The 23,993-nt window shown below is 38.6% G+C and carries 22 protein-coding genes and 1 other annotated feature; of the genes, 2 read left to right on the top strand and 20 right to left on the bottom strand.

Annotation, left to right across the window (positions count from 1 at the left end):
* Nucleotides 1-6 precede the first annotated feature (6 nt).
* The 4 genes from LG375_RS01130 to pepV all read right to left on the bottom strand — a co-directional run bounded on the left by LG375_RS01130 (nucleotide 7) and on the right by pepV (nucleotide 9,773).
* Nucleotides 7-3,117 (bottom strand): GbpC/Spa domain-containing protein, encoded by a 3,111-nt coding sequence (locus tag LG375_RS01130; protein WP_225745107.1) that lies wholly within the window; start codon nucleotides 3,115-3,117, stop codon nucleotides 7-9.
* Nucleotides 3,118-3,579: 462 nt separating this feature from the next.
* Entirely contained in the window at nucleotides 3,580-7,368 is a 3,789-nt protein-coding gene (locus LG375_RS01125; RefSeq protein WP_225745106.1) for a GbpC/Spa domain-containing protein, read from the bottom strand.
* A 373-nt stretch (nucleotides 7,369-7,741) separates the two neighbouring features.
* Nucleotides 7,742-8,326, bottom strand: coding sequence for a uracil-DNA glycosylase family protein (locus tag LG375_RS01120; protein WP_225745105.1), 585 nt, complete (start codon nucleotides 8,324-8,326; stop codon nucleotides 7,742-7,744).
* Between the two features lie 40 nt (nucleotides 8,327-8,366).
* Nucleotides 8,367-9,773 (bottom strand): dipeptidase PepV, encoded by a 1,407-nt coding sequence (gene pepV / locus LG375_RS01115; RefSeq protein ID WP_225745104.1) that lies wholly within the window; start codon nucleotides 9,771-9,773, stop codon nucleotides 8,367-8,369.
* Nucleotides 9,774-10,133: 360 nt separating this feature from the next.
* Here pepV and LG375_RS01110 point away from each other — a divergent pair, with 360 nt between their 5' ends.
* Nucleotides 10,134-10,319, top strand: coding sequence for a 4-oxalocrotonate tautomerase (locus tag LG375_RS01110; RefSeq protein ID WP_002885057.1), 186 nt, complete (start codon nucleotides 10,134-10,136; stop codon nucleotides 10,317-10,319).
* A 67-nt stretch (nucleotides 10,320-10,386) separates the two neighbouring features.
* Here LG375_RS01110 and LG375_RS01105 read toward each other — a convergent pair whose 3' ends face one another.
* The 7 genes from LG375_RS01105 to LG375_RS01075 form a co-directional block, all read right to left on the bottom strand.
* On the bottom strand, nucleotides 10,387-10,908 hold the full coding sequence (locus tag LG375_RS01105; RefSeq protein WP_225745103.1) for a DUF2798 domain-containing protein: 522 nt from the start codon (nucleotides 10,906-10,908) through the stop codon (nucleotides 10,387-10,389).
* 85 nt (nucleotides 10,909-10,993) lie between these two features.
* The gene (locus LG375_RS01100; RefSeq protein ID WP_225745102.1) at nucleotides 10,994-11,467 is read right to left on the bottom strand and encodes a GNAT family N-acetyltransferase; all 474 of its coding nucleotides are present in this window, start codon (nucleotides 11,465-11,467) and stop codon (nucleotides 10,994-10,996) included.
* A 43-nt stretch (nucleotides 11,468-11,510) separates the two neighbouring features.
* Nucleotides 11,511-11,870 carry a 50S ribosomal protein L20 gene (rplT, locus tag LG375_RS01095; protein WP_002885090.1) on the bottom strand — a complete coding sequence of 120 codons (360 nt, stop codon included), beginning with the start codon at nucleotides 11,868-11,870 and terminating at the stop codon, nucleotides 11,511-11,513.
* 56 nt (nucleotides 11,871-11,926) lie between these two features.
* Nucleotides 11,927-12,127 (bottom strand): 50S ribosomal protein L35, encoded by a 201-nt coding sequence (gene rpmI, locus LG375_RS01090; protein WP_002885093.1) that lies wholly within the window; start codon nucleotides 12,125-12,127, stop codon nucleotides 11,927-11,929.
* A 38-nt stretch (nucleotides 12,128-12,165) separates the two neighbouring features.
* Nucleotides 12,166-12,696, bottom strand: coding sequence for a translation initiation factor IF-3 (infC, locus tag LG375_RS01085; protein WP_002885108.1), 531 nt, complete (start codon nucleotides 12,694-12,696; stop codon nucleotides 12,166-12,168).
* 13 nt (nucleotides 12,697-12,709) lie between these two features.
* Nucleotides 12,710-12,832 (bottom strand) — a sequence feature (ribosomal protein L20 leader region).
* Between the two features lie 23 nt (nucleotides 12,833-12,855).
* Nucleotides 12,856-13,536: a (d)CMP kinase gene (cmk, locus tag LG375_RS01080; protein ID WP_225745101.1), complete on the bottom strand. Its 681-nt coding sequence runs from the start codon at nucleotides 13,534-13,536 to the stop codon at nucleotides 12,856-12,858.
* A 21-nt stretch (nucleotides 13,537-13,557) separates the two neighbouring features.
* Nucleotides 13,558-14,208, bottom strand: a complete 651-nt coding sequence (locus tag LG375_RS01075; protein ID WP_049545090.1) for an SAG1386/EF1546 family surface-associated protein — start codon at nucleotides 14,206-14,208, stop codon at nucleotides 13,558-13,560.
* Nucleotides 14,209-14,253: 45 nt separating this feature from the next.
* On the opposite strand from LG375_RS01075, the gene LG375_RS01070 reads away from it, so the two are divergent.
* The gene (locus tag LG375_RS01070) at nucleotides 14,254-14,451 is read left to right on the top strand and encodes a ferredoxin (RefSeq protein ID WP_002884882.1); all 198 of its coding nucleotides are present in this window, start codon (nucleotides 14,254-14,256) and stop codon (nucleotides 14,449-14,451) included.
* Here LG375_RS01070 and LG375_RS01065 read toward each other — a convergent pair.
* The 9 genes from LG375_RS01065 to ftsE form a co-directional block, all read right to left on the bottom strand.
* The gene (locus tag LG375_RS01065; protein WP_037620316.1) at nucleotides 14,435-14,935 is read right to left on the bottom strand and encodes an EbsA family protein; all 501 of its coding nucleotides are present in this window, start codon (nucleotides 14,933-14,935) and stop codon (nucleotides 14,435-14,437) included. The genes LG375_RS01070 and LG375_RS01065 overlap by 17 nt on opposite strands.
* Before the next feature lie 56 nt (nucleotides 14,936-14,991).
* Entirely contained in the window at nucleotides 14,992-16,215 is a 1,224-nt protein-coding gene (gene pepT / locus LG375_RS01060; RefSeq protein ID WP_225745100.1) for a peptidase T, read from the bottom strand.
* Between the two features lie 79 nt (nucleotides 16,216-16,294).
* Nucleotides 16,295-18,421: an N-acetylmuramoyl-L-alanine amidase gene (locus LG375_RS01055; protein WP_225745099.1), complete on the bottom strand. Its 2,127-nt coding sequence runs from the start codon at nucleotides 18,419-18,421 to the stop codon at nucleotides 16,295-16,297.
* A 157-nt stretch (nucleotides 18,422-18,578) separates the two neighbouring features.
* Nucleotides 18,579-19,136: a signal peptidase I gene (gene lepB, locus LG375_RS01050; protein ID WP_037597744.1), complete on the bottom strand. Its 558-nt coding sequence runs from the start codon at nucleotides 19,134-19,136 to the stop codon at nucleotides 18,579-18,581.
* 121 nt (nucleotides 19,137-19,257) lie between these two features.
* Nucleotides 19,258-20,487: a tetratricopeptide repeat protein gene (locus LG375_RS01045; protein ID WP_225745098.1), complete on the bottom strand. Its 1,230-nt coding sequence runs from the start codon at nucleotides 20,485-20,487 to the stop codon at nucleotides 19,258-19,260.
* Entirely contained in the window at nucleotides 20,477-21,655 is a 1,179-nt protein-coding gene (locus LG375_RS01040; protein WP_225745097.1) for an AI-2E family transporter, read from the bottom strand. The genes LG375_RS01045 and LG375_RS01040 overlap by 11 nt, the downstream gene beginning before the upstream one ends.
* A gap of 9 nt (nucleotides 21,656-21,664) precedes the next feature.
* Nucleotides 21,665-22,147, bottom strand: coding sequence for an NUDIX hydrolase (locus LG375_RS01035; protein WP_037597740.1), 483 nt, complete (start codon nucleotides 22,145-22,147; stop codon nucleotides 21,665-21,667).
* 154 nt (nucleotides 22,148-22,301) lie between these two features.
* Complete coding sequence (gene ftsX, locus LG375_RS01030) at nucleotides 22,302-23,231, bottom strand: permease-like cell division protein FtsX (protein WP_183137172.1); 930 nt, start codon at nucleotides 23,229-23,231, stop codon at nucleotides 22,302-22,304.
* The gene (ftsE, locus tag LG375_RS01025) at nucleotides 23,224-23,916 is read right to left on the bottom strand and encodes a cell division ATP-binding protein FtsE (RefSeq protein WP_013990672.1); all 693 of its coding nucleotides are present in this window, start codon (nucleotides 23,914-23,916) and stop codon (nucleotides 23,224-23,226) included. Before ftsE ends, ftsX begins: the two co-directional genes overlap by 8 nt.
* Between the last annotated feature and the right edge of the window lie 77 nt (nucleotides 23,917-23,993).

Genomic DNA, 23,993 nt, shown 5'->3' with positions numbered 1-23,993 from the left:
CACCACTTAATCTTCTTTACGACGTTTGAAGAATCCTACAAAGGCTGCAAAAATCATTGAAAGAAGTCCAATAAATCCAGCATTGCTAGTGTGCTCACCAGTTTGTGGCAACTCAGCTTGAGGCACTACAGGAACTTCAGTATCTGGAGTTGGTGTAGTTGGCGGTGTCACTGGAGTTGGAGGAGTAACAGGTGTTGGTGGTGTTTGTGGAGTCGGTGGTGTTGGTGGTACCACGTGAGACTCTCTCTCAACGACATAGTTCTTGTGCCATACAACACTTGGTTTTTCAGGAGTTTTAGGTTCTACTGGTTTAGCAGGAACTTCAACTACTTTCGGTGTTGGTGGCGTTGGTGCCGTTGGACCTGTTGGTGGTGTTGGTTCAACCGGTTTTTCTGGAACTTCAACCACTTTTGGTGTTGGTGGCGTTGGTGCCGTTGGACCTGTTGGTGGTGTTGGTTCTTGTGGTTTACCAGGTACTTCAACTACCTTTGGAGTTGGTGGCGTTGGTGCCACTGGCTCTTTTGGTGGTGTTGGTGGTGTTGGTTCTTGTGGATTGATACCAACTGTTTTAATAACTGGTTTAACCGGTGCTGTTGGTGGTGTTGGTGCCTTAGGTTCTTCAGGTTTTTCACCTGGATTCTTAGGCAAACCAAGATTAGAGTTGATTGCGAACCAATATACTGTTGGTGCACCATCAGCATTTGCACCTTCAGCAGTAAATACCAAGTGACCATTTGTCATCTTGATACCTGCACCTCCATAATAGAGGTAAGGTGAATCAGCGTTATCCCAACCTGTCAATTCAGACGTTGTCTCACCATTAAAGACTGCACCATGGTCAATGTATTGGTTATCATTGACTGATGTTACTTCTTTAGTAGCAGCATCATAAGTAACTGATGATTTTGGAATAGCGATGAATTGGTTATCACCAATATTTACATATTCTTGGTGACGTGTTGATTGGTATTTTTTCTTAGGTGTGAATGTAATCAAACCAGTTTCAGCAGAAACGCTGTACGAACCAATAACATCATCTTTATCACCAAATGTATAATCTTGGTTACCAAGAGCGTGTCCATTACCACTACCAGAAGCATTAAGAGTTGTTACATCAGATGGAATTTCACGTGAGACAACCCATTCTGAACCATTCCAGTCAGTGATAGGAACAACTACCTTAAGTGGGTTCTCATCAGAAATGTTAACAGTAGCGCCACCGAAATCAGCGTATCCAGATTTAGTAACAACTTCACCGTTTTGGATTGCCAAAGTAGAGCCATCTGCGTAAGGATTATATGTACCGCGGACAGTATTACCATTAACGTCTTTCGCTTCTACTGTAAGTGGACGTGGACGCTCAGATGTTTCAACATAAGCTGCACCATTCCAGTGGTTTAGTGAGTTAAGTGCTACGATAGCATTACGCTCACTAAGGTTGAACATTTTACCATCTTTATCGTAAAACTCAACATCTACTGCTACTTTAACTGGTTTATCTTGATCAGTTGATGCACCAACTGTCATAGTTACTGTTGGATCCTTACTGATTTTCGCGATACCTTTTCCGTCATTTGATGGAAGGCTAACAATCTCATAGCGGTAAACAACACGTTTGATTGCTGATGCTTCATTCTCAACAATCATGCTTGATTGGTTCAAACCATCATATGTAACAACAAATTTGTCACCTTCTTTAACTTGAACCCACTCGTCTTCAGTATTTGTCCAAGGGCTATTTGAAACAATGTCAGATGCTTGTAACTTGTTAGAGTCATATTGGAAAACATTACTTGTGTTAAGACGCTCTTGTGCTTCTTTTGTCAAGTAGTTACTTACACCTTCAACTTTGTGTGTTGCATCGTTTTCACGTTGGAAGGTCAATTCTTGAACAACTTCAGCATCTTTAAGGTTACGATATACAGGATCATTCATGTATTTATCGTAAGCTGTTTTAGCTTCTTGGTATTGTTTAAGCGCTGTTTGGTAGACAGCTAATTTGTTTTGATACTCAAGGTATTCTTGGTCATATTTAGCTTTTTGCTCATTGTAGACAACCAAGGCTGCTTCGTATTTAGCTTTAGCATCTGCATTGTATTTTTCAATAGCTTGTTTTGTTTCAAGATCTGCTTCATAAGCTGTTTTCTTAGCGTTATAAAGTTCAAGATTCTTGTCATATGCTGCTTTTTCTACATCATATTTAGCTTTTGCTTCATTATATGCTGCTAGCTCAGTTTGATATTTAGCTTCAGCTTCAGCGTTACGTTTTTCAATAACAACTTTTTCAGCTACTTTATTATCATAATTAGCTTTTTCAGCATTGTATTTGGCCTTATCACTATTGTACTGTGCAAGAGCTGCTTCATAATCAGCTTTTGCTTGGTTATAAGTTGCCAATTCTGCTTGGTATTTAGCTGCAGACAAGGCATTTTCTTTATCAGCTGCTTCTTTTTCTGCTACCTTAGCATCATAAGTAACTTTCTTAGTCTTGTACTCTGAAAGGGCTGAGTCATAAGCTTGCTTAGCAATTTGGTATTGCTCTGAAGCTTTATCATAAGCTGTTTTTTCAGTATCATATTTAGCCTGAGCCTCAGCATTTGTTTTATCAGCAAGTGCTTTCTCAGCTAATTTGGCATCGTAGTTTGCTTTTGCTTTATCATAGTCAGCTTTATCTGACTTGTATTGTTCTTTAGCCGCTTTATAATCTGAAACGACTGTATTGATTTTCTCTGCTTGTGCTTTATTATCTGCAGCAGCTGCTTCAACAGTTTCTTTGGTTTGAGCAGGTTCTTCCTTAACCTCAACCCCTTCGTTAGTTGCAGCTGTTTTTGCAGCTTCTAAGCTTGTATTTGTTACTTCACTCGTTGTAACAGTTGTGTTGCCTTCTTCAGTAACGTTAACAACCTTCTTCTCAGTTGAATCTGCTACGGCAGAAGTGCTTTCTTCAACAGCATCTGTTGCTTCAACTGCTGGTGTTACTGAATCTGTAGATGTTGCCACTTCATCAGCGCTTGCATTTGAAGCTCCTACTGCAAGAACTGCAGTCCCCAAAAGAACAGAAGCTGCACCAAGGCTAGACTTTCTGAGTGAATAACGTTGTAATTCCTTTTTCCCCATTTAAATTACGTCCTTCTATATTTAGTTATGTTCATATTCTAACAAAAGAAAGAACCTTGTCAATTTGAGATATCTCATAAAAACATCCATTCCTTTAAATTCTATTAGATTCTTAAATTCAAATACTTTTTAATATCAAAGTATTTAGATAGATAAAACCCTATAATAAATAGTGTTTTCGTTGTAAATAGAAGGTTTAATTTTATAATATCCAGGATGATTCACTTTAATGTTTTTTTATTGAAAAGATTATGAAAAACAATCAACTATAAGCTTTCATTTTATTTTTCATTGTGATATTTAGCTTTTGGATAGCTCTTTCACATAAATCATGTCCTCTCGTTTCCCCTATTAGTTTTAACATTCAAACTTATTTTAAAAGGCAAACATCTATCAATAAGTAACTAAAAAAGACTAGACTGTCTTGCATAACAAAACAACCTAATCTTTTATTTTATCTTATTAATGTTTACGTTTGCGAGCTGACCATAGACCTGTAAGTGCCATTGTAAGCAAGCCTACACCAGTTACAGATGCTAATTTTTGGTTAGAATCTCCTGTTTCTGGCAATTGTCCACTATTAGTTCTTTCTGTTTCTTGCTTAGCAACTACAGAAGAAGTTGGTGTAACGTTTGGTCCTGTAAGTGTTCCAGGAGTTTTTGGTTTTTGAGGTGTTGGTGGCGTCGTTGATACTGGACGTGTTACGCGCTCAACAAGATAATTTTTATGCCATTTTACCTTAGGAGCTACAAGTTCTTTAGGTGAAACAGGTTTATTAGGAACATTAACTGTGACCATAGTTGGTGGTGTTGGAGCTGTTGGAGCTGTTGGTGGCGTTGGTTTTGTTGGCTCACCAGGTACCTCTACAACTACTGGTGTAGGTGGAGTCGGAGCCTTAGGTTCTACTGGAGCCGTAATCTTACGTGGCTCCACTGGCACTTCAACTAAAGCTGGAGTTGGTGGCGTTGGAGCTTTTGGTTCTGTTGGAGCCTTTGGTTCCTCTGCATCAACTGTAACCACAGTGTAGTTAGGTTCTGTCGGTGGTGTTGGCGCTTTAGGTTCTTCTGGTTTGCTTGGTTCCGCTGGAACTTCAACAACTGTCGGAGTTGGTGGCGTTGGAGCTTTTGGTTCTGTTGGAGCCTTTGGTTCCTCTGCATCAACTGTAACCACAGTGTAGTTAGGTTCTGTCGGTGCCGTAGGAGCTGTTGGCGGAGTTGGTTCTGTTGGTACCGCTGGAAGAACTTCCAATGTAATCGTTGGTGGTGTTGGAGCCTTTGGTTCTTCAGGAGCTGTTGGCTCTTTTGGCGCTTCACCTGGATTTTTTGGAATACCAACATTTGAGTTAATCGCAAACCAATATACTGTTGGTTGACCAGCAGCATTAGCTCCATTGGCCGTAAATACCAAGTGACCATCAGCCATCTTCAAGCCTGCTCCACCATAATAGAGGTATGGAGAAGATGGATTATCCCAACCTTCAAGAGTCGTTGAAGATTCACCATTAAAGATAGACCCATGTTCAATGTATTGGTTATCTTTAAATGATGTCACCTCTTTTGTAGCAGAATCATAAGAAACACTTGAATTTGGAATTGGAATGTATTTATTGTTTCCAACATTTACAGATTCTTGGTGCTCTACATTTTCAAATTTCTTCTTAGGAGTAAAGATGATACGTCCTGAAGTTGGATCAATCGTATAAGAACCGATAACATCATCTTTACCGTCTAATGTGAACTCATCTGTTCCGATAGAGTGACCATTCCCAGCACCTGAAGCATTGACTGAAGTCGCGTCAACAACGGTTTCTTCACTAACTGTAAATTCACTACCATTCCACGTTGCTTTTTGTGCCACAATCTTGATTGGATTTTCAGCAGAGATAGTGACATCAGCAGTACCAAAGTCAACAGTTCCATTTTTAACAACAACTGCATTGTTTTCAATGCTCATTGATGAACCATCTGCATACGGATTCCAAGTTCCTCGAACAGTGTTACCATCTTTATCTTTGGCTTCTACTGTAAGGGCACGAGGTTTATCCCCACTATCTACATAAGAAGCACCTGTCCAGTGGTTAAGAGAGTTCAAAGCAACAATCGCATTGTGCTGTGTCAAATCAAACTTATTGCCATTACCATCATAGAATTCAACATCTACAGCAACTTTAACTGGTTTATTTTGGTCTGTTGAAGCACCGACTGTTAGTGTTACAGTTGGGTCTGAGCTAACGGCTGCAATTCCTTTACCGTCATTTGATGGAAGACTCAAAATTTCATAGCGATAAATCACGCGCTTGATCGGATGCATATCCGTATTTTCACGCATGCTTGACTGATTCAAGTTATCATAAGTAACAACAAATTTGTCGCCTTCCTTAACTTGAATATACTCAGTTTCATTATTGGCCCAAGGACTAGTTGCTACAATATCTGAGGCTTCCAATTTATTGGAATCATACTGATGGACATTGCTAGTATTCAAACGAGCTTGAGCATCACGAGTGAGATAAGCGCTGATGCCATTGATGGTATGAATGGCTCCACCTTCACGTTGGAAGGTCAAATCTTGAACAGTTTCTACATCTTTTAGATCTTGGAAACCATTATCATTCATGTACTTATCATAGGCTGCTTTAGCATCTTTGTACTGTGCCAAAGCTGTTTGATATTCAGCAAGTTTTGTTTGGTAGGTAGCAAAATCTTTGCCGTATTGCTCTAGGTCTACATTGTATTTTGCAAGCTCAACCTCATACTTAGCTTTTGCAGCATCTTCTTCTGCTTTAATAGCAACAAGTTGATCATAGGCTGCTTTATCTTTATCGTATTGCGCTTTCTTAGCTTGGTATTCTTGTAAATCTTTATCATATTGTGCTTTAGCTGCATTATAAACAGCCATTTCTGCATCATACTTAGCTTTAGCTTCCGCATTTGCCTTATCAGCAGCTGCTTTTTCGGCTACTTTGACATCGTAGGCTGCTTTAGCAGTCTTGTAGGCAGCTAAATCAGTTTGATATTTTTCGTAAGCCGCATTGTAAGCAGCAAGATCATTCTCATATTGCTCTTGAGCAGCCTTATCAGTAATTTCTGCTTGTGTTTTCTCAGCTACTTTAGCATCATAGGCTGCTTTTTTCGTATTGTATTCAGCTAGAGCGGCATCATACGAAGCCTTATTTGTCTTATATTCAGACAAAGCTGCTTCGTAAGTGACCATTTCTGCGTCATACTTGGCTTTAGCTTGTGCATTGGCTGCATCAGCTGCTGCTTTTTCGGCTACTTTAGCATCGTAGGCGGCTTTGGCAGTCTTGTAGGCAGCTAAATCGGTTTGATATTTTTCGTAAGCGACATTATAAGTAGCTAGATCTTTCTCATACTGCTCTTGAGCTGCCTTGTTTTCGATTTCTGTACGAACTTTTTCAGCTACTTTAGCATCATAAGCTTCCTTCTCAGCATCATATTTTGCCTTGTCTTTGGTATACTGAGCCATAGCAGCTTCATAGTTCTTCTTAGCAGTTTCATAAATAGCCAACTGTACTTTGTAATCGGCTTCTGACTTAGCATTAGCTACATCGGCAGCTGCTTTTTCGGCTACTTTAGAATCATAAGTTAATTTTTGAGTATTATACTCTTCCAATGCTGCATCATAGGCTTTTTTATCAGCTTGGTATTTAGCTAACCCTTTTTCATAAGCAGCTTGATCAGTATCATACTGTGCTTTAGAAGCAGCGTTTGCTTTATCAGCTGCTGCTTTTTCGGCCACTTTAGCATCGTACTCAGCCTTAGCTTTATCATACTCAGCTACATCTTTTTTGTGGCTTTCTTTTGCCTTCTGATAATCCGAAACAACCGTGTTAATCTCTTTTGATTGAGCTTGATTGTCAGCAATAGCACCCTCTAGGGATGTATGTGTTTGAGGTGCAGTTTCTTCGACTTCTACCCCTTCTTTTACCGCAGAAGTTTTAGCATCCTCAAGACTATCAGTTGTAACAACACTTGTTGTTACAGTGGTATTTCCTTCTTCTTTGACAGAAACAACTTGTTTCTCTGAATGATCAACAGTCGTTGCCGGATCGGCAGCAGTATCTGTTAGTACAGAAGCACTAAGTGGTGTATCAGTAGCAGCTGAAGTTGAAACCTCATCTGCATGTACACCAGTTGCCCCCATCGCAAGAATGGTTGTACCCAAAAGAACAGAAGCAGCTCCAAAACTATACTTCCTGATTGAAAAACGTTGTGAATCTTTTCTTCCCATATCACAAATTTCCTTCTAAATTTTCTTAACACCTAAAGTCTATCACTTTTAAACTTTCTGTCAATAGAATTGTCTTAATATTTCCAAAAAATTACACTCATTTTCAATTTGTAAGTATTATTTAATTGATTCTTTAGTTTAAAAGGATAGCTACCTTAATTTTATATGTTACTTCTTCTGAAAATTAGAATTAAATTGCATAATATAAGCTTTATATTAAAGTTTTGTTAATTATTTTTGCGACTCTTTTTGTTAAAGTATCAAAAAGAGCCCCAAGGGGCTCAAATCTTTATATCATTTGGACATGTTCTAAATGTTGCTTCATTAATTTGATAACAATACCTAATGACAATCCAAGTTCATATATCAGAAATCATTGACTTAAGATTTTTTTGACCAAGGCCTTCAAATCTGGAACTACTTCTTCCATAAACCATGGATTTTTGGCTTGCCAAATATTATTTCGTGGAGAGGGATGAACGAGAGGGAAAAACTCAGGAAGGTAATCTTTGTAATGCTTAACTGTATCCGTTAATTTTGCCGATGATTTTTGATGCAAATAGTAACGCTGTGAATAGTTACCTACTAAAATCGTCAATTGAATATCAGGAGCTAAAGCAAGAACTTTCTCATGCCACTTGTCTGCAAATCCTTTGCGAGGAGGTAAATCACCTGATTTACCATGACCTGGGAAATAAAAATCCATTGGTACAATAGCAAACATGCCAGATTCATAAAATTCTTCGCGTGAAACGCCCATCCAATCCCTGAGATTATCACCGCTAGGATCATTCCAATAAAGGCCGGACTCTTGGGCACGAATACCAGGAGCTTGTCCTACAATATTAATTCGTGCCGTTTTTGGAATGGTAAACAAGGGTTTTATACCTTGTTCCGTAAAAGCTTTATTTTGTTCATCGGACATAATTGCTTGTGTTAATTCTTCAAGTGTTTCCATATTTTCCTCCTCAAAAAAGAGACAAAACTGTCTCTCTTTTTTATTTGATTAACTCATAGATAGCTTCTGCATAAATGGCAGCAGCACGGTACAAGTCTTCAACCTCAGTAAACTCATTTGCTTGGTGCATCGTGTTAACATAACCAGGGAACATAGCTCCATAGGCAACACCACGTTTGAGAAGACGTCCAAATGTGCCGCCACCAATAATTTGTTCATGACCTTTAAGCCCTGTTTGTTTCTCATAGACTGAAAGAAGAGTCTCTACCATAGGATCATCAACTGGTACATAGTGTGGCACATGACCGTGTTCTGAGAGACTAACCGCCTTAGGACCTTTGAGTTTTTCAAGATCAGCTTTAATCGCGTCCGTATCAACCCCTTGAGGATAGCGGAAATTCAGAGCAATCGTATTATCTTCAGATTCCTTAGCGAAGTTAAATACACCAGCATTCATGGTCAATTCACCCATCTTAGGGTCTGTATAGGCAAGGCCTGTCTTTTCAGCGAAGAAATCCTTATGAAGTGTTTCAGCAATTAAATCCAAATACGTTTTAGCATTACCTTGGAAATCAAATTGGCTAAGGAAGAGGGCTAAGTAGGTTGCTCCATTAATACCATTTTGAGGCATCATACCATGAGCTGATTTCCCATGAATAGTCACATGGAAAGCCCCCGCTTCTTCGGTCACTTGACCAGTTACTTCTTGTTCCGCAACAAAGTCTTTTAATTTAGCCTCGAGTTCTTTCAAAGTGATAGGTCCAGTGAAATCTGCACTTGCAGATTCAGGAACCATATTTTCACGCAAACCACCATTAAAAGACACTAGACTAAATTCTCCATCATTTTGACCTTCAAAATGGAGGTAAGCTGTAATATTACCCTTTTCACCATTGATAATTGGAAATTCTGCATCAGGTGAAAAACCAAAATCAGGATCTTTCAACCCATTATGAGCGAAGTAATAATCCATATCGCCCCAACCAGATTCTTCATCAGTACCAACAATGAAACGCACACGCTTAGATACTGGAAGCTCGAGTTCTTTAATAATTTTCAAGGCATAGTAACAAGCCATTGTTGGGCCTTTATCATCTGATGACCCGCGAGCATAAAGTTTGCCATCTTTGATTACAGGTTCATAAGGATCTGTATCCCAACCACTCCCAGCTGGAACCACATCCAAGTGTGCAAAGATACCCAATACTTCGTCACCTTGACCAAATTCAAAGTCACCAGCATAATTATCAATATTACGAGTTTTATAACCATCACGTTCAGCTAAAGCAAGAAAATGTTCCAAAGCTTTTACTGGTCCAGGACCAAATGGGTGCTTATCATCAACCTTACTGTCATCACGTTCTGAGTTAATACGCAAAAGACCAAAAAGGTCCTCCATCAAGGTATCTTTGCGCTTATCAACTTCGGCACGAAAATCAATTGTCATAATTTACTCCTTACTGTCTTTAGTTAGCACTATTTTACCATTTTTAGTAAGAGTTTTCATCCCTTATAAACAAAGCCAATAAAAAATGCAATCCCTTACCGAATGTCAAAAGACTTCATACCATCTTCAATAGAATGTGAAAAATTCCTAAATCAGGAACAGTCGAATCTAAAGTAATAGCATTTATATCAGCTAAGAGGTTAAGTTCTTGACTATCTAGCTCTTTATACTTTAGGTCCTCCTATTAGGAATCAGCACATTGTAGCATTTCGATAATATCATTTCAAGAATTTCCATAAACTTTAGAATATTCTCTTCATTAATGCTATAATAGGACTATCAAAACTAAGGAGATGCATTATGCCATTTGTAAAGATTGATCTCTTTGAAGGTCGTACTGAAGAACAAAAAATCGAACTTGCTCGCGAAGTTACTGAGGTTGTATCACGTGTTGCCAAAGCACCTAAAGAAGCCATTCATGTTTTCATTAATGATATGCCAGAGGGAACTTACTACCCACATGGTGAAATGAAGAAGAAAAACTAATCATCATTAAGCAGTCACGTCCGTGGCTGCTTTTGATATAAAAAAACTGGAAAAAAACTCCAGTTTTTTATATTATCGTTGGTAATTCATCATCGTCGTCAAAATTCTCAACGACTTCTTCACCAGGCAATGGTTTTTGTAGTTTTCCCAAGATAAAACGTGAGATTGGACCAACCACTAGAAAATTAAGTGGTAAAGCCATGATAACATTTGTCAACCAAGCACGACCATAGGATAATAGCGTCACCGACTGACTGTTGTAAACTAATCCATAGAATGACATAAACGTTACCATGAGTAGCGCCATGGTCCCAGAAATCACTAAAATCTTTGCCCATCGTTTATCATGGGCTTTTACTTTATGCAAAATTGCAAATGCTATTGTTTTGGCTAGTGGCCCCACCAAAAGCATATCAAGTAAGAAAGCAACCACAAATCCAGGAAGATAACCTTGGAAAAAGTGACCCCAAGCAAAGGGAACTACTCCAGTCCAATCAAGGATGAGAAGATTCCAGAGACTCATCCCACAGACCATCATTCCACACATCAAAAATGTAAAAAGCAAAGCTTCTTTAAAATTACGAGGCATTAAAATTCTCCATTTCTAAAAGTTCTATTTTAGCATATCAAAAATATTTTCTCCTCGTAAGTTAAATTTCTCTCATGAAAACGTATTATTTTAGGATAGTTTCCATTTCTGTATATCTCGGTTTCATACCTAAACGTTCGTAAAAACGTAGAGCACCTGCATTATCATTCCATACGTGAAGTGTCAGATTATAACAACCTAGCTCCTTAGCATAGTCCAAGGCAAATTGGTAAAGCTTTTCTCCTAATTTTTGACCTCGAGCTTCCTTATCAACACATAAATCATCAATAAAAAGAGTCTTAACAGCCTTTTGTGGACCATCATTTTCAGTTTCTTCTTTAATCATTAAGAAAAGATGGCCCAAGATACGCCCTTCGTCATCCTCGTACACAAACACAGGTTTTTTTGAGTCATTAATTACTGCTTCTAACTCTGCATCTGTAAATTTACTGCCTTCTGACTTAAAAACATCAGGACGTGCGTGATGATGAACTAGAAGAATCTGCCCCAATAACTCCTGTAATCTTTGAATATCTTCTGCTCTTGCTAAACGAATCATAATTACCTCCATAAAAAAAGATGGGTAAAACCCATCTTAATTCTTATTTACCAAGTTTTGCTTTAGCTGCATCTGCAAGAGCTGTGAAAGCTGCTGCATCGTTAACTGCCAAATCAGCAAGCATTTTACGGTTAACTTCGATTTCAGCCAATTTCAAACCGTGCATCAATTGTGAGTATGACAAACCGTTCAAACGAGCTGCCGCATTGATACGTGTGATCCAAAGTTTACGGAAATCACGTTTCTTTTGACGACGGTCACGGTATGCATAGTAGTAAGAGTTCATTACTTGTTCTTTTGCAGTACGGAACAAGATGTGTTTTGCACCATAGTAACCTTTAGCAAGTTTCAATACACGTTTACGACGTTTGCGTGATACAACGCCACCTTTAACACGAGCCATTTATATATTCCTCCGAATTAATTCTAGTTTAGTTAATTTGTAATGCTTGTAGCGGATTAACGCATTTGTGAAAGCATTGATTTGATACGTTTAAAGTCACCTGAATGTACCATTGACGCTTTACGAAGGTGACGACGTTGTTTTTTAGTTTTACCGTGGAAACGGTGAGATGTGAAGGCACGGAAGCGTTTCAATCCACCTGAACCTGTACGTTTGAAACGTTTAGCTGATGCGCGGTGTGTTTTTTGTTTTGGCATTTTAAAATTCTCCTCTTAAAATAGTGTTAGTTTGACAATTATTTTTTGTCAGGAATTGGTGCAAGTTGCATGAACATTTGACGTCCATCCATCTTCGCTCTTTGCTCAATAATCGCAATATCTTGCGTTTTTTCAGCAAATTCCGCCAAGACCTTAGCTCCGATTTCTTTGTGAGTAATCATACGACCTTTGAATCGGATAGAAACTTTAACCTTGTTTCCTTTTTCAAGGAACTTACGGCCGTTACGAAGTTTAGTTTCAAAGTCACCTTTATCAATAACTGGACTCAAACGAACTTCCTTAACGGTAACAACGCTTTGTTTCTTACGTTGTTCTTTTTGTTTCTTTTGATACTCAAATTTGAACTTACCATAGTCCATAATCTTCGCAACAGGTGGCGTAGCTTGTGGTTGGATGAGAACCAAGTCAACATTTGCATCATCTGCAATAGCTTGCGCTTCTGACAATGGTTTAATTCCCAATTGTTCACCATCAAGACCAACAAGACGAACTTCGCGAACGCGAATTTCATCGTTAATGAATAGATCTTTCTTAGCTATGATCTTCACCTCTTTATTTTTTTAGAGAAAAACAAAGCGGACTTGATATACAAGCCCGCACACATAATATCCCTATTGGGATTTGACATGTTGGGCCAGACAACCTAAGTCGCAAGGCGAGAAGTTCTCACTTCTGCTTTTCTCATTGTTAATAGTATAACAAGTGAGTCATCCTTTGTCAATAATTTTTTTTGCTTTTTCTTGAATAAATTCCACAACACCATCAATAGATACACCTGTAGTGTCAAAAGTGATGGCATCTTCCGCTGGTTTAAGAGGTGAAACCTTACGATGACTATCTTTATAGTCACGTTCAGCAATTTCTTTCTTCAAAGTCTCAAGGTCAACAGGAATACCTTTTTCGATATTTTCCTTATAACGGCGTTCCGCACGTTCATCAACTGAAGCAATCAAGAAAATCTTAAGTTCTGCATCAGGCAAAACCACAGTCCCAATATCACGTCCATCCATAATAATAGCCCCATCTTGAGCAATACGTTGTTGTTGCGCAACCAGTTCTTGGCGCACTTCAGGAATGGCTGCTACCCAAGAAACATTATTGGTGACTTGGTTATCACGAATGGGGTGTGTAATATCAACATCACCAACATAAACTTGCTGACTACCATCTGCTGCTTTTCCGAATGAAATCGGATGTTGAGATAGTTGCTCCAAAATTTCTGGTACATTTTCCTCAGTCAAACCATTCTGCAAGGCCAAATAAGTTGCAGATCGGTACATAGCACCTGTGTCAAGATAAGTATAGCCAAGATTTTTTGCAATAATCTTGGCTACTGTACTTTTTCCACTTGACGCAGGACCATCAATAGCAATTCTAATATCTTTCATGATGTTCCTTTGCTTTTAAAATTATTGAACGTTAACGACATCACCTGGGTTAGCATACCAGTAACCACTTGTCATGTGATCAGGGTTAAGACGTTCCAACTCATCTACAGAGATACCTGCACGTGCGGCAATTGAACCAGCACCTTCACCAGATTGAACAACAATTGATGAACCATCTGCTGCTGCCGTAGCACTTGATGATGCTGTCTCAGCTGACTCAGTTGCATCTTCTTTTTCTACATGTTTAGAAGAGCTTGATGCTTTAGTTGAAGATGATTTCTCTTTTGAAGATTTTTCTGCAGTAGATTTCTCACTTTCCTCATCTTTGTTTGAGTCTTTCTTGCTAGATGAAGATTTAACAACTTTGCTAGTTGAAGATGAGTAGAATCCAGATGATTCCTTAGATTCCGCAGTTTTGTTTCCACCGACATTTGAAGTATAGAAAACAAAGAACAAAATACATACAACAATAACAAAGAATAATCCAAGCAAGACAGTCAAGAATGATGAATTAATGAATCCGCCACCTTTTTCGCGTTTTTCATCTGAAGGAGTGACATCCTCTTCTTCTTCATAATCCTCAAACTCATCTTCATCATCTAGAAAATCAGCGTCAACTACTTCTTCCAACTCTTCGTCAGAAACCTTATCTTCCCATGGTTTTTTACTCATGATATTCTCCTTGTAAAAACAATAAATCTATTTTAAAATAATACTATGAAAGTATCATTAATTCCAGAAAAATGTATCGCTTGTGGTTTGTGCCAAACCTATTCTCCCGTCTTTGATTATGATGACGAAGGTATTGTTAGGTTCAGAGACAGCGACCAACTCAATCAAATTATTGAAAATAGCCCTGAGACTTTGACTGCCGTCAAGTCTTGTCCCACTAAAGCCCTTATTTGCGAAGTTTAAGCTTCAGGGCTTTTTTTGATTCCTCATAAAAGGCAAAGTAATCAAAGTTTGTCATATGATCCAATAACTCTACCTCACCTTTAAAATCAGGGTGAAGGGCTAATGCATCTAAGAAATATTTCTTAGGCCACTTTCTCATATAAAACCGACGTTTTTTACCATTTTTAAAAATAAGGCACAAGCCAGTTTTAATAACTTCAACTTTTTCAATATCACTAATTTTCACTTTGCGTGGTTTAAAAATATTGAAAGAAACAATACGCAGAATCCCATGATCTTCAATAATAAAGTATCGATGGAAACCTAAACCAAACAAGGCAACGAAAATAGTGAAGAGCATCAAAATATGTGAGGGCACCGAGTACAACTCGAATAGAAGGGCCGCCGCAATAAAGATTGGCGTGATGGCTAAAGACCAGTAGATAATCAGCCAAGATAATTCGGGTTGCCAATGGTAACGATACTTGCCGAAAATTTTAATCATCTCAGCACCTCCATTACTTCTAATTTTACCATAAAATCAGTATTTAGCAAGCTCAATTAAGGTTTACTGACAATTCCAAGAATAACATCTACGGCTTTTTCCATTGTCTGCAAGGAAACGAACTCATATCGACCGTGCATATTTTCGCCACCAGCAAAAAGGTTTGGCGTTGGAATACCCATAAATGAAATCTTTGAACCATCTGTTCCGCCACGAATAGGTTCAATAACTGGCGTAATATCCAATTCCTCCATAACGCCCTTAGCTAACTCAACAGGTGTCATATCTTTTTCAATCACCTGACGCATATTATAGTATTGATCTTTAAGTACCAAATCAACTCGTGTCTGACCATAAGCTTTATTCATTTCGTCGGCAATTTTTTGGAAGACTGCTTTACGATTTTCAAAAGACTCTGTTTCAAAATCACGGATGATATAAGAAGATTTTGCTTCTTCAACAGTACCTGTCATGGTTTGAAGATGGTTGAAACCTTGATAGCCATCTGTCAACTCAGGGCGTTCTTCTGCTGGTAACTGATTATGAAAATCAATTGCCAACTGCAGGGCATTAACCATTTGGTCTTTTGCTGTTCCAGGGTGAACATTGCGTCCATGGAAGGTAAGTTCTGCTCCTGCTGCAGAGAAAGTTTCATACTGTAATTCACCCAAAGGTCCACCGTCAACTGTGTAGGCAAAATCGACATCAAAATCTTCGACATCAAATTTATCTGCACCAATCCCAATTTCTTCATCAGGACCAAAACCTACACGAATCTCACAATGTTTGATTTCAGGATGTGCCTTCAAATAAGCCAAGGCTGTCATAATCTCAGCAATACCTGACTTATCATCAGCCCCAAGAAGGGTGGTCCCATCTGTCGTAATAAGTGTCTGACCGACATAATTCTTAAGATTTGGAAAATCAGCAGGGTCTAGGTTATAACCTGAATTTCCAAGGGGAATGATACCTCCATCATAAGAGTCAATGACTTGTGGTGACACTCCTTCTGCATTAAAATCAGCAGTATCCATATGAGAGATGAAACCAATCTTACGTGTTAACTTGTCATCGTTGGCCGGAAGGGTTGCCACTAGGTAACCATTACTTTCCAAATAATGAATGTTACTTAAACCCAGTTCTTCTAATTCTGGTTTTAAAACCTTCAAGGCAAAATCCACCTGGCTTTGTGTTGTTGGCGTTCTTGTTGCATTTTCATCACTACGTGTATTGATTTTGACGTAACGTAAAAAACGCTCTAAGAGTAAATCGTAAGCCATAAGCACTCCTTTTGTTGTATTTAGTATTTACCTCAATTATAGCATAAAAACCCATCATAATGATGGGTTAACGTATAACTTAAACTTTAGATTCTTTTTCATAGTAAGACTTAATCCCTGCCACGATGGCATTAGCTAAAGTCTCCTGATAAGCAGAGGTATTCAAACGGGCTGCTTCTTGAGGATTTGACAAGAAACCTAGTTCAAGAAGGACTGCTGGCGCTGTTGTCTCACGCAAGACCGCAAAGGTTTGACGTTTTACGCCCTGATTCTGTGCTCCTGTCGCATTAATCAGGCTAGACTGGATGGCATTGGCCAAGGTATCACTCATGCTCAATCGAGTTGAATTGGCATGGTAGGTCGCATTAATACGTGATGGGTATTCTGCATAAGGTTGGTAATAATAAGTCTCAATACCCTGTGCTGCAGAACTTCCTGAAGCATTGATGTGAATGCTTACGAAGATATCTGATTCAGAAGCATTGGCTGCACGAGAGCGATCCGTCAAGTCGACATAGGTATCGCTGGTACGTGTGGTTACAACTTGATAACCTTCTGCTTCTAATTTAGCTTTCACACGACTTTGGATAGCCAAGGTCAAGCTCTTTTCAGAGATACCAAAGTAAGAAGCACCTGGATCATAGCCACCATGACCAGCATCGAGATAGACAATCTTATTTAAAACATCGTAGTTTCCTCTTGATGCCGAACCGATTTTCTTAGTTGCCACCACATCAGCTGAAGTTGCCCCAAAGCCGATATTCTTACCTGAAGCATCAACAATATAGCCATGAACGATGTACTTGCCTGAATTCCACTTGTGCTGACTAGCTGAAATAGTTACTTTATAAGAACCATCATCCTGTTTTGTGGCATTATGCCAAACAAGATCATCCTGACCATTTTGTTCAGACCAGACGGGGATTACCACACCTGAAATACCACTTGGATTCGTCAGATTGGTGATAAGAACATCAAAAGTGCCACGATTTTTATCATTATTGGCAATTGTTAAGGTACCGTGAGTCTTAGTGATATCAAGTGTCACTTGTTTGCCACCTAGGCCAATGTATTTACCATCATTGTCAACCAAATAGACATGGGAATTATACAGACCACTATCACCCTTATGGTTGCTTGAATGAACGGTCACATTAAAGTCTCCATTAGCTTGCTTAGCTGCCTTGTACCAGATGATATCATCTTGACCGTTCTTTTCAGACCAGGTTGGAACTAGAACTTCTTTGAAACCTCGTGGCGCAATCAAGTTTGAAATAACAAGATCATAGCTACCCGTAGTATTGTTGAGACCAGTGATGGTAAGGTCGGCTTTGGGATTTTGGCTTTCTACTCCTCCATTTTCTAAGACAGTATTGGTCGTATTACTTACTGCATCCCATTCATAAAGTTTATAGGCTTCAATTAAACGGATAAGTTTTCCGGGATAACTTGGATCTGTCGCATATCCTGCATTCTTCAGTTCCTGAGCCGCAATGCGATAATCTGTTTCATTCACAACTTTTCGGTAATTGTTTTTTCGCCACTCGGTACTCGTGAAAAATTTTGCATGGTCTACTACGCTATCATTCCATGAGGTATATTTCCGAAAAGCTGCATTGACGGTGATATAGTCACCATTAACATATTCCTGTGTAGGTACAGTTACTATTTCTCCATTCCAGTCCTCTGAATCCTTAATGCCAAAAAGATTATTGTTGGGAGCCTTAGCAAGTTCAGAGCTTCCCCAACCACTTTCTAGGATAGCTTGTGCTGCCGTAATAGAGGGAAGAACTCCTTCCTTGGCTCCATCCATAGCTCCTTGCTTAATGGCACTAAGAAATTGACTTTGATTCTGATCAATTTCGCTAAGATCATCTGCCTCTTGATAAGAGCTTGTGGTCACAGAACTATTGGTTAAGACAGCTATTTTTGAAGAATCTGCCAGACTTGTTTGCTCCTCCTCTAATACCTTTTCACTTTGTAGATTCATTTGACTCGTTGAATTATCGTGTACTCCTACTTCAGAATAACTCGCCTCGTGATTCTCTGTACTTTCTTTCAAAGTTGAAGATGTGTCAGTTGGTGATAACATTTCATCTGCTTTAGCCGAGTGACCAGACATGCCTAAAAATAAGATTGCTAGCATAACACCGCACAGTCCATAAGCTTTGCTTTTCTTAAATCCAAAATGAAATCCTAATTGCATCTTAATTTCCTTTTCTACTTACAATTTCTGCTGATTCATTTTAAGACGATGAAACTATCAGCATCATAACGTCATAATATGAACCATCACCAATTTATTCGCAAAAAAAGCTAGAAACTTATCAAAAGTTCCTAGCTTTTTTAGTAGTATTGAAATATTAATCGACATCAACGAAACCAAAACGTGATAGAGGATACAATCTGAAAGAGATAACACCTTTAATTTGATCTTTGTCAATGAGACCAAACTTACGACTATCATCTGTATTACGACGATTATCGTTCAGTACAAGGTACTGCCCCTTTTCAATCTTAGTTTGTTTATTATCTGTCAATGTTGCAATGGAAAAATCATCAGTGAAGAAATTCCCAGGTGAAACTGTCGCTAAATAAGCTGATTTACCCTTACTAATATAGGCTTCGTCAACTGACTTATCATTAACATAAAGGAAATCATCCATAGCTGTCACGCTCTTACCCTCATCAGCAATAACACGCCCAATGTATTCTTTACCATTAACTGTATAAAGAATAAAATCTTTTTTCTGAGGCTCAACATTTTTATTGAAAGTAACATAGTCACCAGCATGAATATAGTCATTAGCCTGACCTTCAGTCACACGGTGTGTTGAGAAGACAAAAGCTCTCAACAACAAAATCACTACAATGGCAAGAACTGCTATGATAATATTTCGAATTAAATCTCTCTTAACCATACTCACTCCTTATGGGTTCTAATAAAATCATAACATAAATAGAGAAATAAAAAAAGAGGGAGTGAGCAAGCTCAATGTATCTCTCCCTCTCTTAAAACCAATGATTAAAACGTTTCACAGCTTAATAGTCCTCAAAAAATGTTTGCATATTGACATCATCTGGAACTAAGGCAAGGTATTTTTCAGCCGTTGCACGCGCCTGATCCCTGTAACCAAATTCACGCAAAATATATGCATAATCATGGAGGAATTCAGGATTTTCAGATAAATCTTTAGCCAAATCTTGATAGATTTGAAAAGCTTCTTCTTCATCATCAAGTGCTTGGTAGGCCTTGGCAATGTTCCAACGAGCCAAAACAGAATCAACTTCATAATCGGCTAAAGCCACTAGATCCTCGTAACGTTCTTCTTCCAAATAGAGCGTACTTAAACGTAAGATAATCTCATCTTGGTCCTCAGCCAATGGCAAGGCTTGCTTCAAATAAGATTCAGCAGATTGAGTGTCATGCAACTCGTAGGATAACTGTGACGCTAGCAAGAGTAATTGAACATCAAAGGCATTTTTAGAAATCCCTTGTTGTGCCATTCGTAAAGCCTCTTCAGTTTTATGTTCTGCATGTAACGACAAGGCGTAAATATACTCATAACCTTCGAAGTCAGCAGACATGGTTTCTATCTGCTTAAAGTAAAAATTAGCTTTTTGATACTCTTCTTGATCATAGAGCAAAGTGGCTAACTCAAAAGCAACGGTATCATCGTACTCAATCTCAATAGCTTTTTCCAAAAATTCACGAGCAGCTTCAAACTTTCCAAGACTGGCATAAGCCTTACCAATGCGTTCATAAGTTGAAACGCCAGTCATCGCAAGAAGGTCACGATTATCTAATTTAGCATAGTAGTGAATTGCTTGTTCAAAATTTCCAAGTTCAAACTCCATCTCAGCCAAACCAAAAATAATCAATGAGTCATCTGATAATTGACTTGCCTCCAACAACTTATCACGTGCCACATCAGTTAAGCCCTCCATTTGGTAGAGGTCAGCCTTTACAATTAAAGCAGACAAATAGTCGTCAGAGTCTTCAGGTATGACATCCAAATAGAGAAAAGCCTCTTCAATATCACCATCTTCGGCAGCAATTTGTGCTAGATTGACATTAACCTCTGGAAAATCAAAGCGAACTTTTTCATAAATTTCCTGTGCCTGTGGTAAGAAACCAATAGATTCTAAGTATTGGCCCAACTCAACAAGAACCTCTGCAGGGTCCTCTCGTAAAGCTTTTTTAAAATATTTGTCTGCGTGGTCTAAATCTTGGTTTCCAATAGAGGCAACCATTTTTTCACTATTTAACATCGTCTTTTTGTCCTTCATTTTCTAAATCATCTTGATAAAGATTACTTACAGAACGGTACCAATCAAAAATCTCTCTAACAACAACCTTGACAGAGGCATAAATTGGAATCCCCAATAAGACGCCCCAAACACCGTAAAGAGAACCTGCTGTCAAGAGAATGAACATAATGGTAATCGGGTGAATACTTAGTTTATTCCCCAAAACGAGTGGAGAAACAAAACGTCCCTCAATAGTTTGCTCAATGAAGAAAATGATGAGGACCTTGATCAACATAGCGGGTCCTTGCACCAGTCCCATGATTATAACTGGTACCATAGCAAGAAAGCTTCCCAGGTAAGGAACCATATTTAGAAAACCTGCCATAATACCAAAAGTCATACCATATCGAAGACCTACAATCTTAAACATAATACAGAACATAATGGCAACAACAATAGCGACTGTAACCTGGCCTTGAACATACCCTTCGAGCTGACTATTAATATCTGAAAGCATACGAACAGTTGTTTCACGAAAGCGAGTTGGTAAGGCTGAGACAAAGCTATGTTTCATCTTTTGGCTATCTCTTAAAAGGTAGAAGAGAATGAAAGGTGCCAAAATGATAGCTACTGTCACCCTTGCTACTGTGCTCGCAAAAGATCCAACCCATGTCAAAGCCGATGAAGAAAAGTTCTCAGCATAATTGACCATTCTCGCTGAGAAATCACTAAGCATGGACTCTAAATCACCATGGAAGTTAGAAAGAATAGGGAGATTAATCCAACGTTCTGTTTCACTATTGGCACGTGCAATATATGATGGTGCATTTCGTATCAAGATCAAAATTTGATTTTGTAAGCTTGGAATAGCTGTTGAAATCCCCCAAACCAAGAGCAAGCCAAGAATTGCGTAAATGACCAAGATTGACATGGTTCGGTTTAGTCCAGTTCTTTCTACAAGTAGTACCAAAGGTTTTATTAAATAATAAAGGAGCATGGAAATAACCAATGGCAACATAATAATGGTCATAAACTGGATGACGGGTGAAAAAATGGGACTAATCTTGGTAAAAATCAAAACCGTCAAACCAATCAAAAGTAAGATGAAAAAAGCTACGACAGCCTGATTATTCAATATCCACTTAAAAAACCATGTTTCTGAAAAATTTTCTGTTTTTTTACGCTTCATAGTTCCTCCCTATTTATCATAAAATGTTACAGTTTTATCTACCAAGTTCTGGTTACGATCGTAGCTAAATTTTGCAGAGAAGAATGGTCGATCTTCAAGTATCCACTTAAAAATCTCATAGTCACCTTCCCAAGTTGGTTTAGATAAGACCTCATCATATGGTACCCATTCAAGCGTTCCTTCACGAGACTCCTCATCTGAGATGAGTTCTCCTTCAAAACCAGTTACCTTAAAGACATAGGTGTACCAATCATGACCAGGGGTAAATTCTGGAAAGGTAATCATACCTTTAAAATCCATCTCAGTCACTGTAAAATGTGTTTCCTCGAGAATTTCACGACGAGCACATTCATCTGGTGTCTCCCCAGCTTCTAGTTTTCCCCCGACAGAAATCCACTTTCCTTCATGAACATCATTAGGCTTTTTATTACGATGTAGGAGCAAAAGCTCCTTTCCATTGTCAATATAACAAATGGTAGCTAACTTTGTCATAATGCATCTCTTTTCCAATGTTTTTTAAATATTATACCAAATATGGGATTGGATTTGGGCTTTGAGCAGACGATTTTGAGATATAGTTGAAAATCTGCTTTTCTGAATCTCCGGACAAACAAAAAGAGAACCAAAATAGTTCTCCTTTAATCTCTTAGTATTTCAAATAACGGCGCATTGCCATACGTGACCCAATCGAACCGATAATAATACCGACTGCGAAAAGGGTTCCGATAACCGCATAGACAAACCACTCTGGATCATACAACGAAATACCACCTTTGACAAAATCTGGATTCAAAGATGAGTAAACCATGTGATACAAAAGATAAATGAGCCCAGAAGGAATGATGGCACCAAGTGCTCCAATCCAAGCACCTTCCATCAAGTAGGGACGACGAATATATGAATTCTTAGCACCTACCAAACGCATGATTTGAATTTCAGTCGCACGTGACATAATGGTAATACGGATGGTATTTGAAATCAATAGGACAGCCACAATAGTTAAGAGTGCTGTGGCAATGATTCCCCAAAATTGAACACGTTTCATAGTGGACATCAGAATTTCAGTATCTGAGCCACCAAAGTTAGCATTATCAACACCCTGAATGGCTTTTGCTTCCTTGGCAACTCGACTGACATCATCTGGTGATTTCGTTTGGACGATGTAAACATCTGAAAGAGGGTTGGCATCTCCAGTAGCTGTCTCGAAACTTGAACCCATTGTTTCAATCAGTTGTTTCTTTTGTTCTTCTTTACTAGAGAAAGTAACCTTATCTACACCTTTGATTTTGGTCAAAGAATCATAAATCTTATGGTAGTCTTTATTAGCAACAATCTGTCCAGAAAGTTCCTTGACTGTTTTCGAGGCATCTGATGAATCTGGATCCAAGTAGACATTGACCTGAATATTCTTTTCAATATCTGAAGCCAATTTCTGTGTATTTAAGATAACAGATCCAAAGACACCTAAAAGTGAAAGAACAATCATTACCGAAAATACTGCAGTAAGTGTCGACAACAAATTACGTTTGAGATTCTTAATCGATTCTCCTAAATGGCGGAAAAAGCGTCTAATCATGGTAACCGTACTCTCCTTCCTCTTCATCACGAACAATACGTCCTTCTTCAATCGCTACGACACGATGACGAAGGTTATTAACGATAGTTGAGTTATGGGTTGCCATTATAATGGTAGTCCCTTGCAAGTTAATACGTTCAAGGACTTGCATAATTTCCCATGAAATCTCTGGGTCCAAGTTCCCTGTTGGTTCATCCGCAATCAAAACTTTTGGATTATTGACGATAGCACGCGCAATAGCGACACGTTGTTGCTCACCACCAGACAATTGATTTGGGAATGAACGCATCTTGTGTTTAAGACCAACTAACTCGAGAACCTCTGTCACCCGTTTCTTGATATGACGAGGTTTCTCACCAATAACTTCCATGGCATAGGCAACGTTTTCAAAAGCTGTTTTCTTTGGAAGGAGTTTATAATCCTGGAAAACAACTCCAATAGAACGTCTCAAGAGTGGAACATCTTTCTTACGAAGTCGAGTTAAATCAAACTCTCCAACCTTCATAGAACCACTCGTTAATTTTTCTTCTTGGTAGAACAAGCGAATTAAGCTTGATTTACCAGCACCAGAAGGGCCGACTAAGTAAACAAACTCCCCAGAGTTAACAGACAAATCAATGTGTCTAAGGGCTGTTGTTGACTTATCATACTTCTTAGTAACATCTTTTAATTCAATAAGAGCCATAATATCAGTATTCAACTACTAAAATAGCTGAAGCCTTCCTTTCATTGAGATAGAGTATCTAAATACTTAAAAATAGT

It is taken from the genome of Streptococcus sp. Marseille-Q3604, from assembly GCF_916619785.1.
GTDB lineage: Bacteria > Bacillota > Bacilli > Lactobacillales > Streptococcaceae > Streptococcus.
This window is presented reverse-complemented; position numbering and strand designations above follow the sequence as displayed.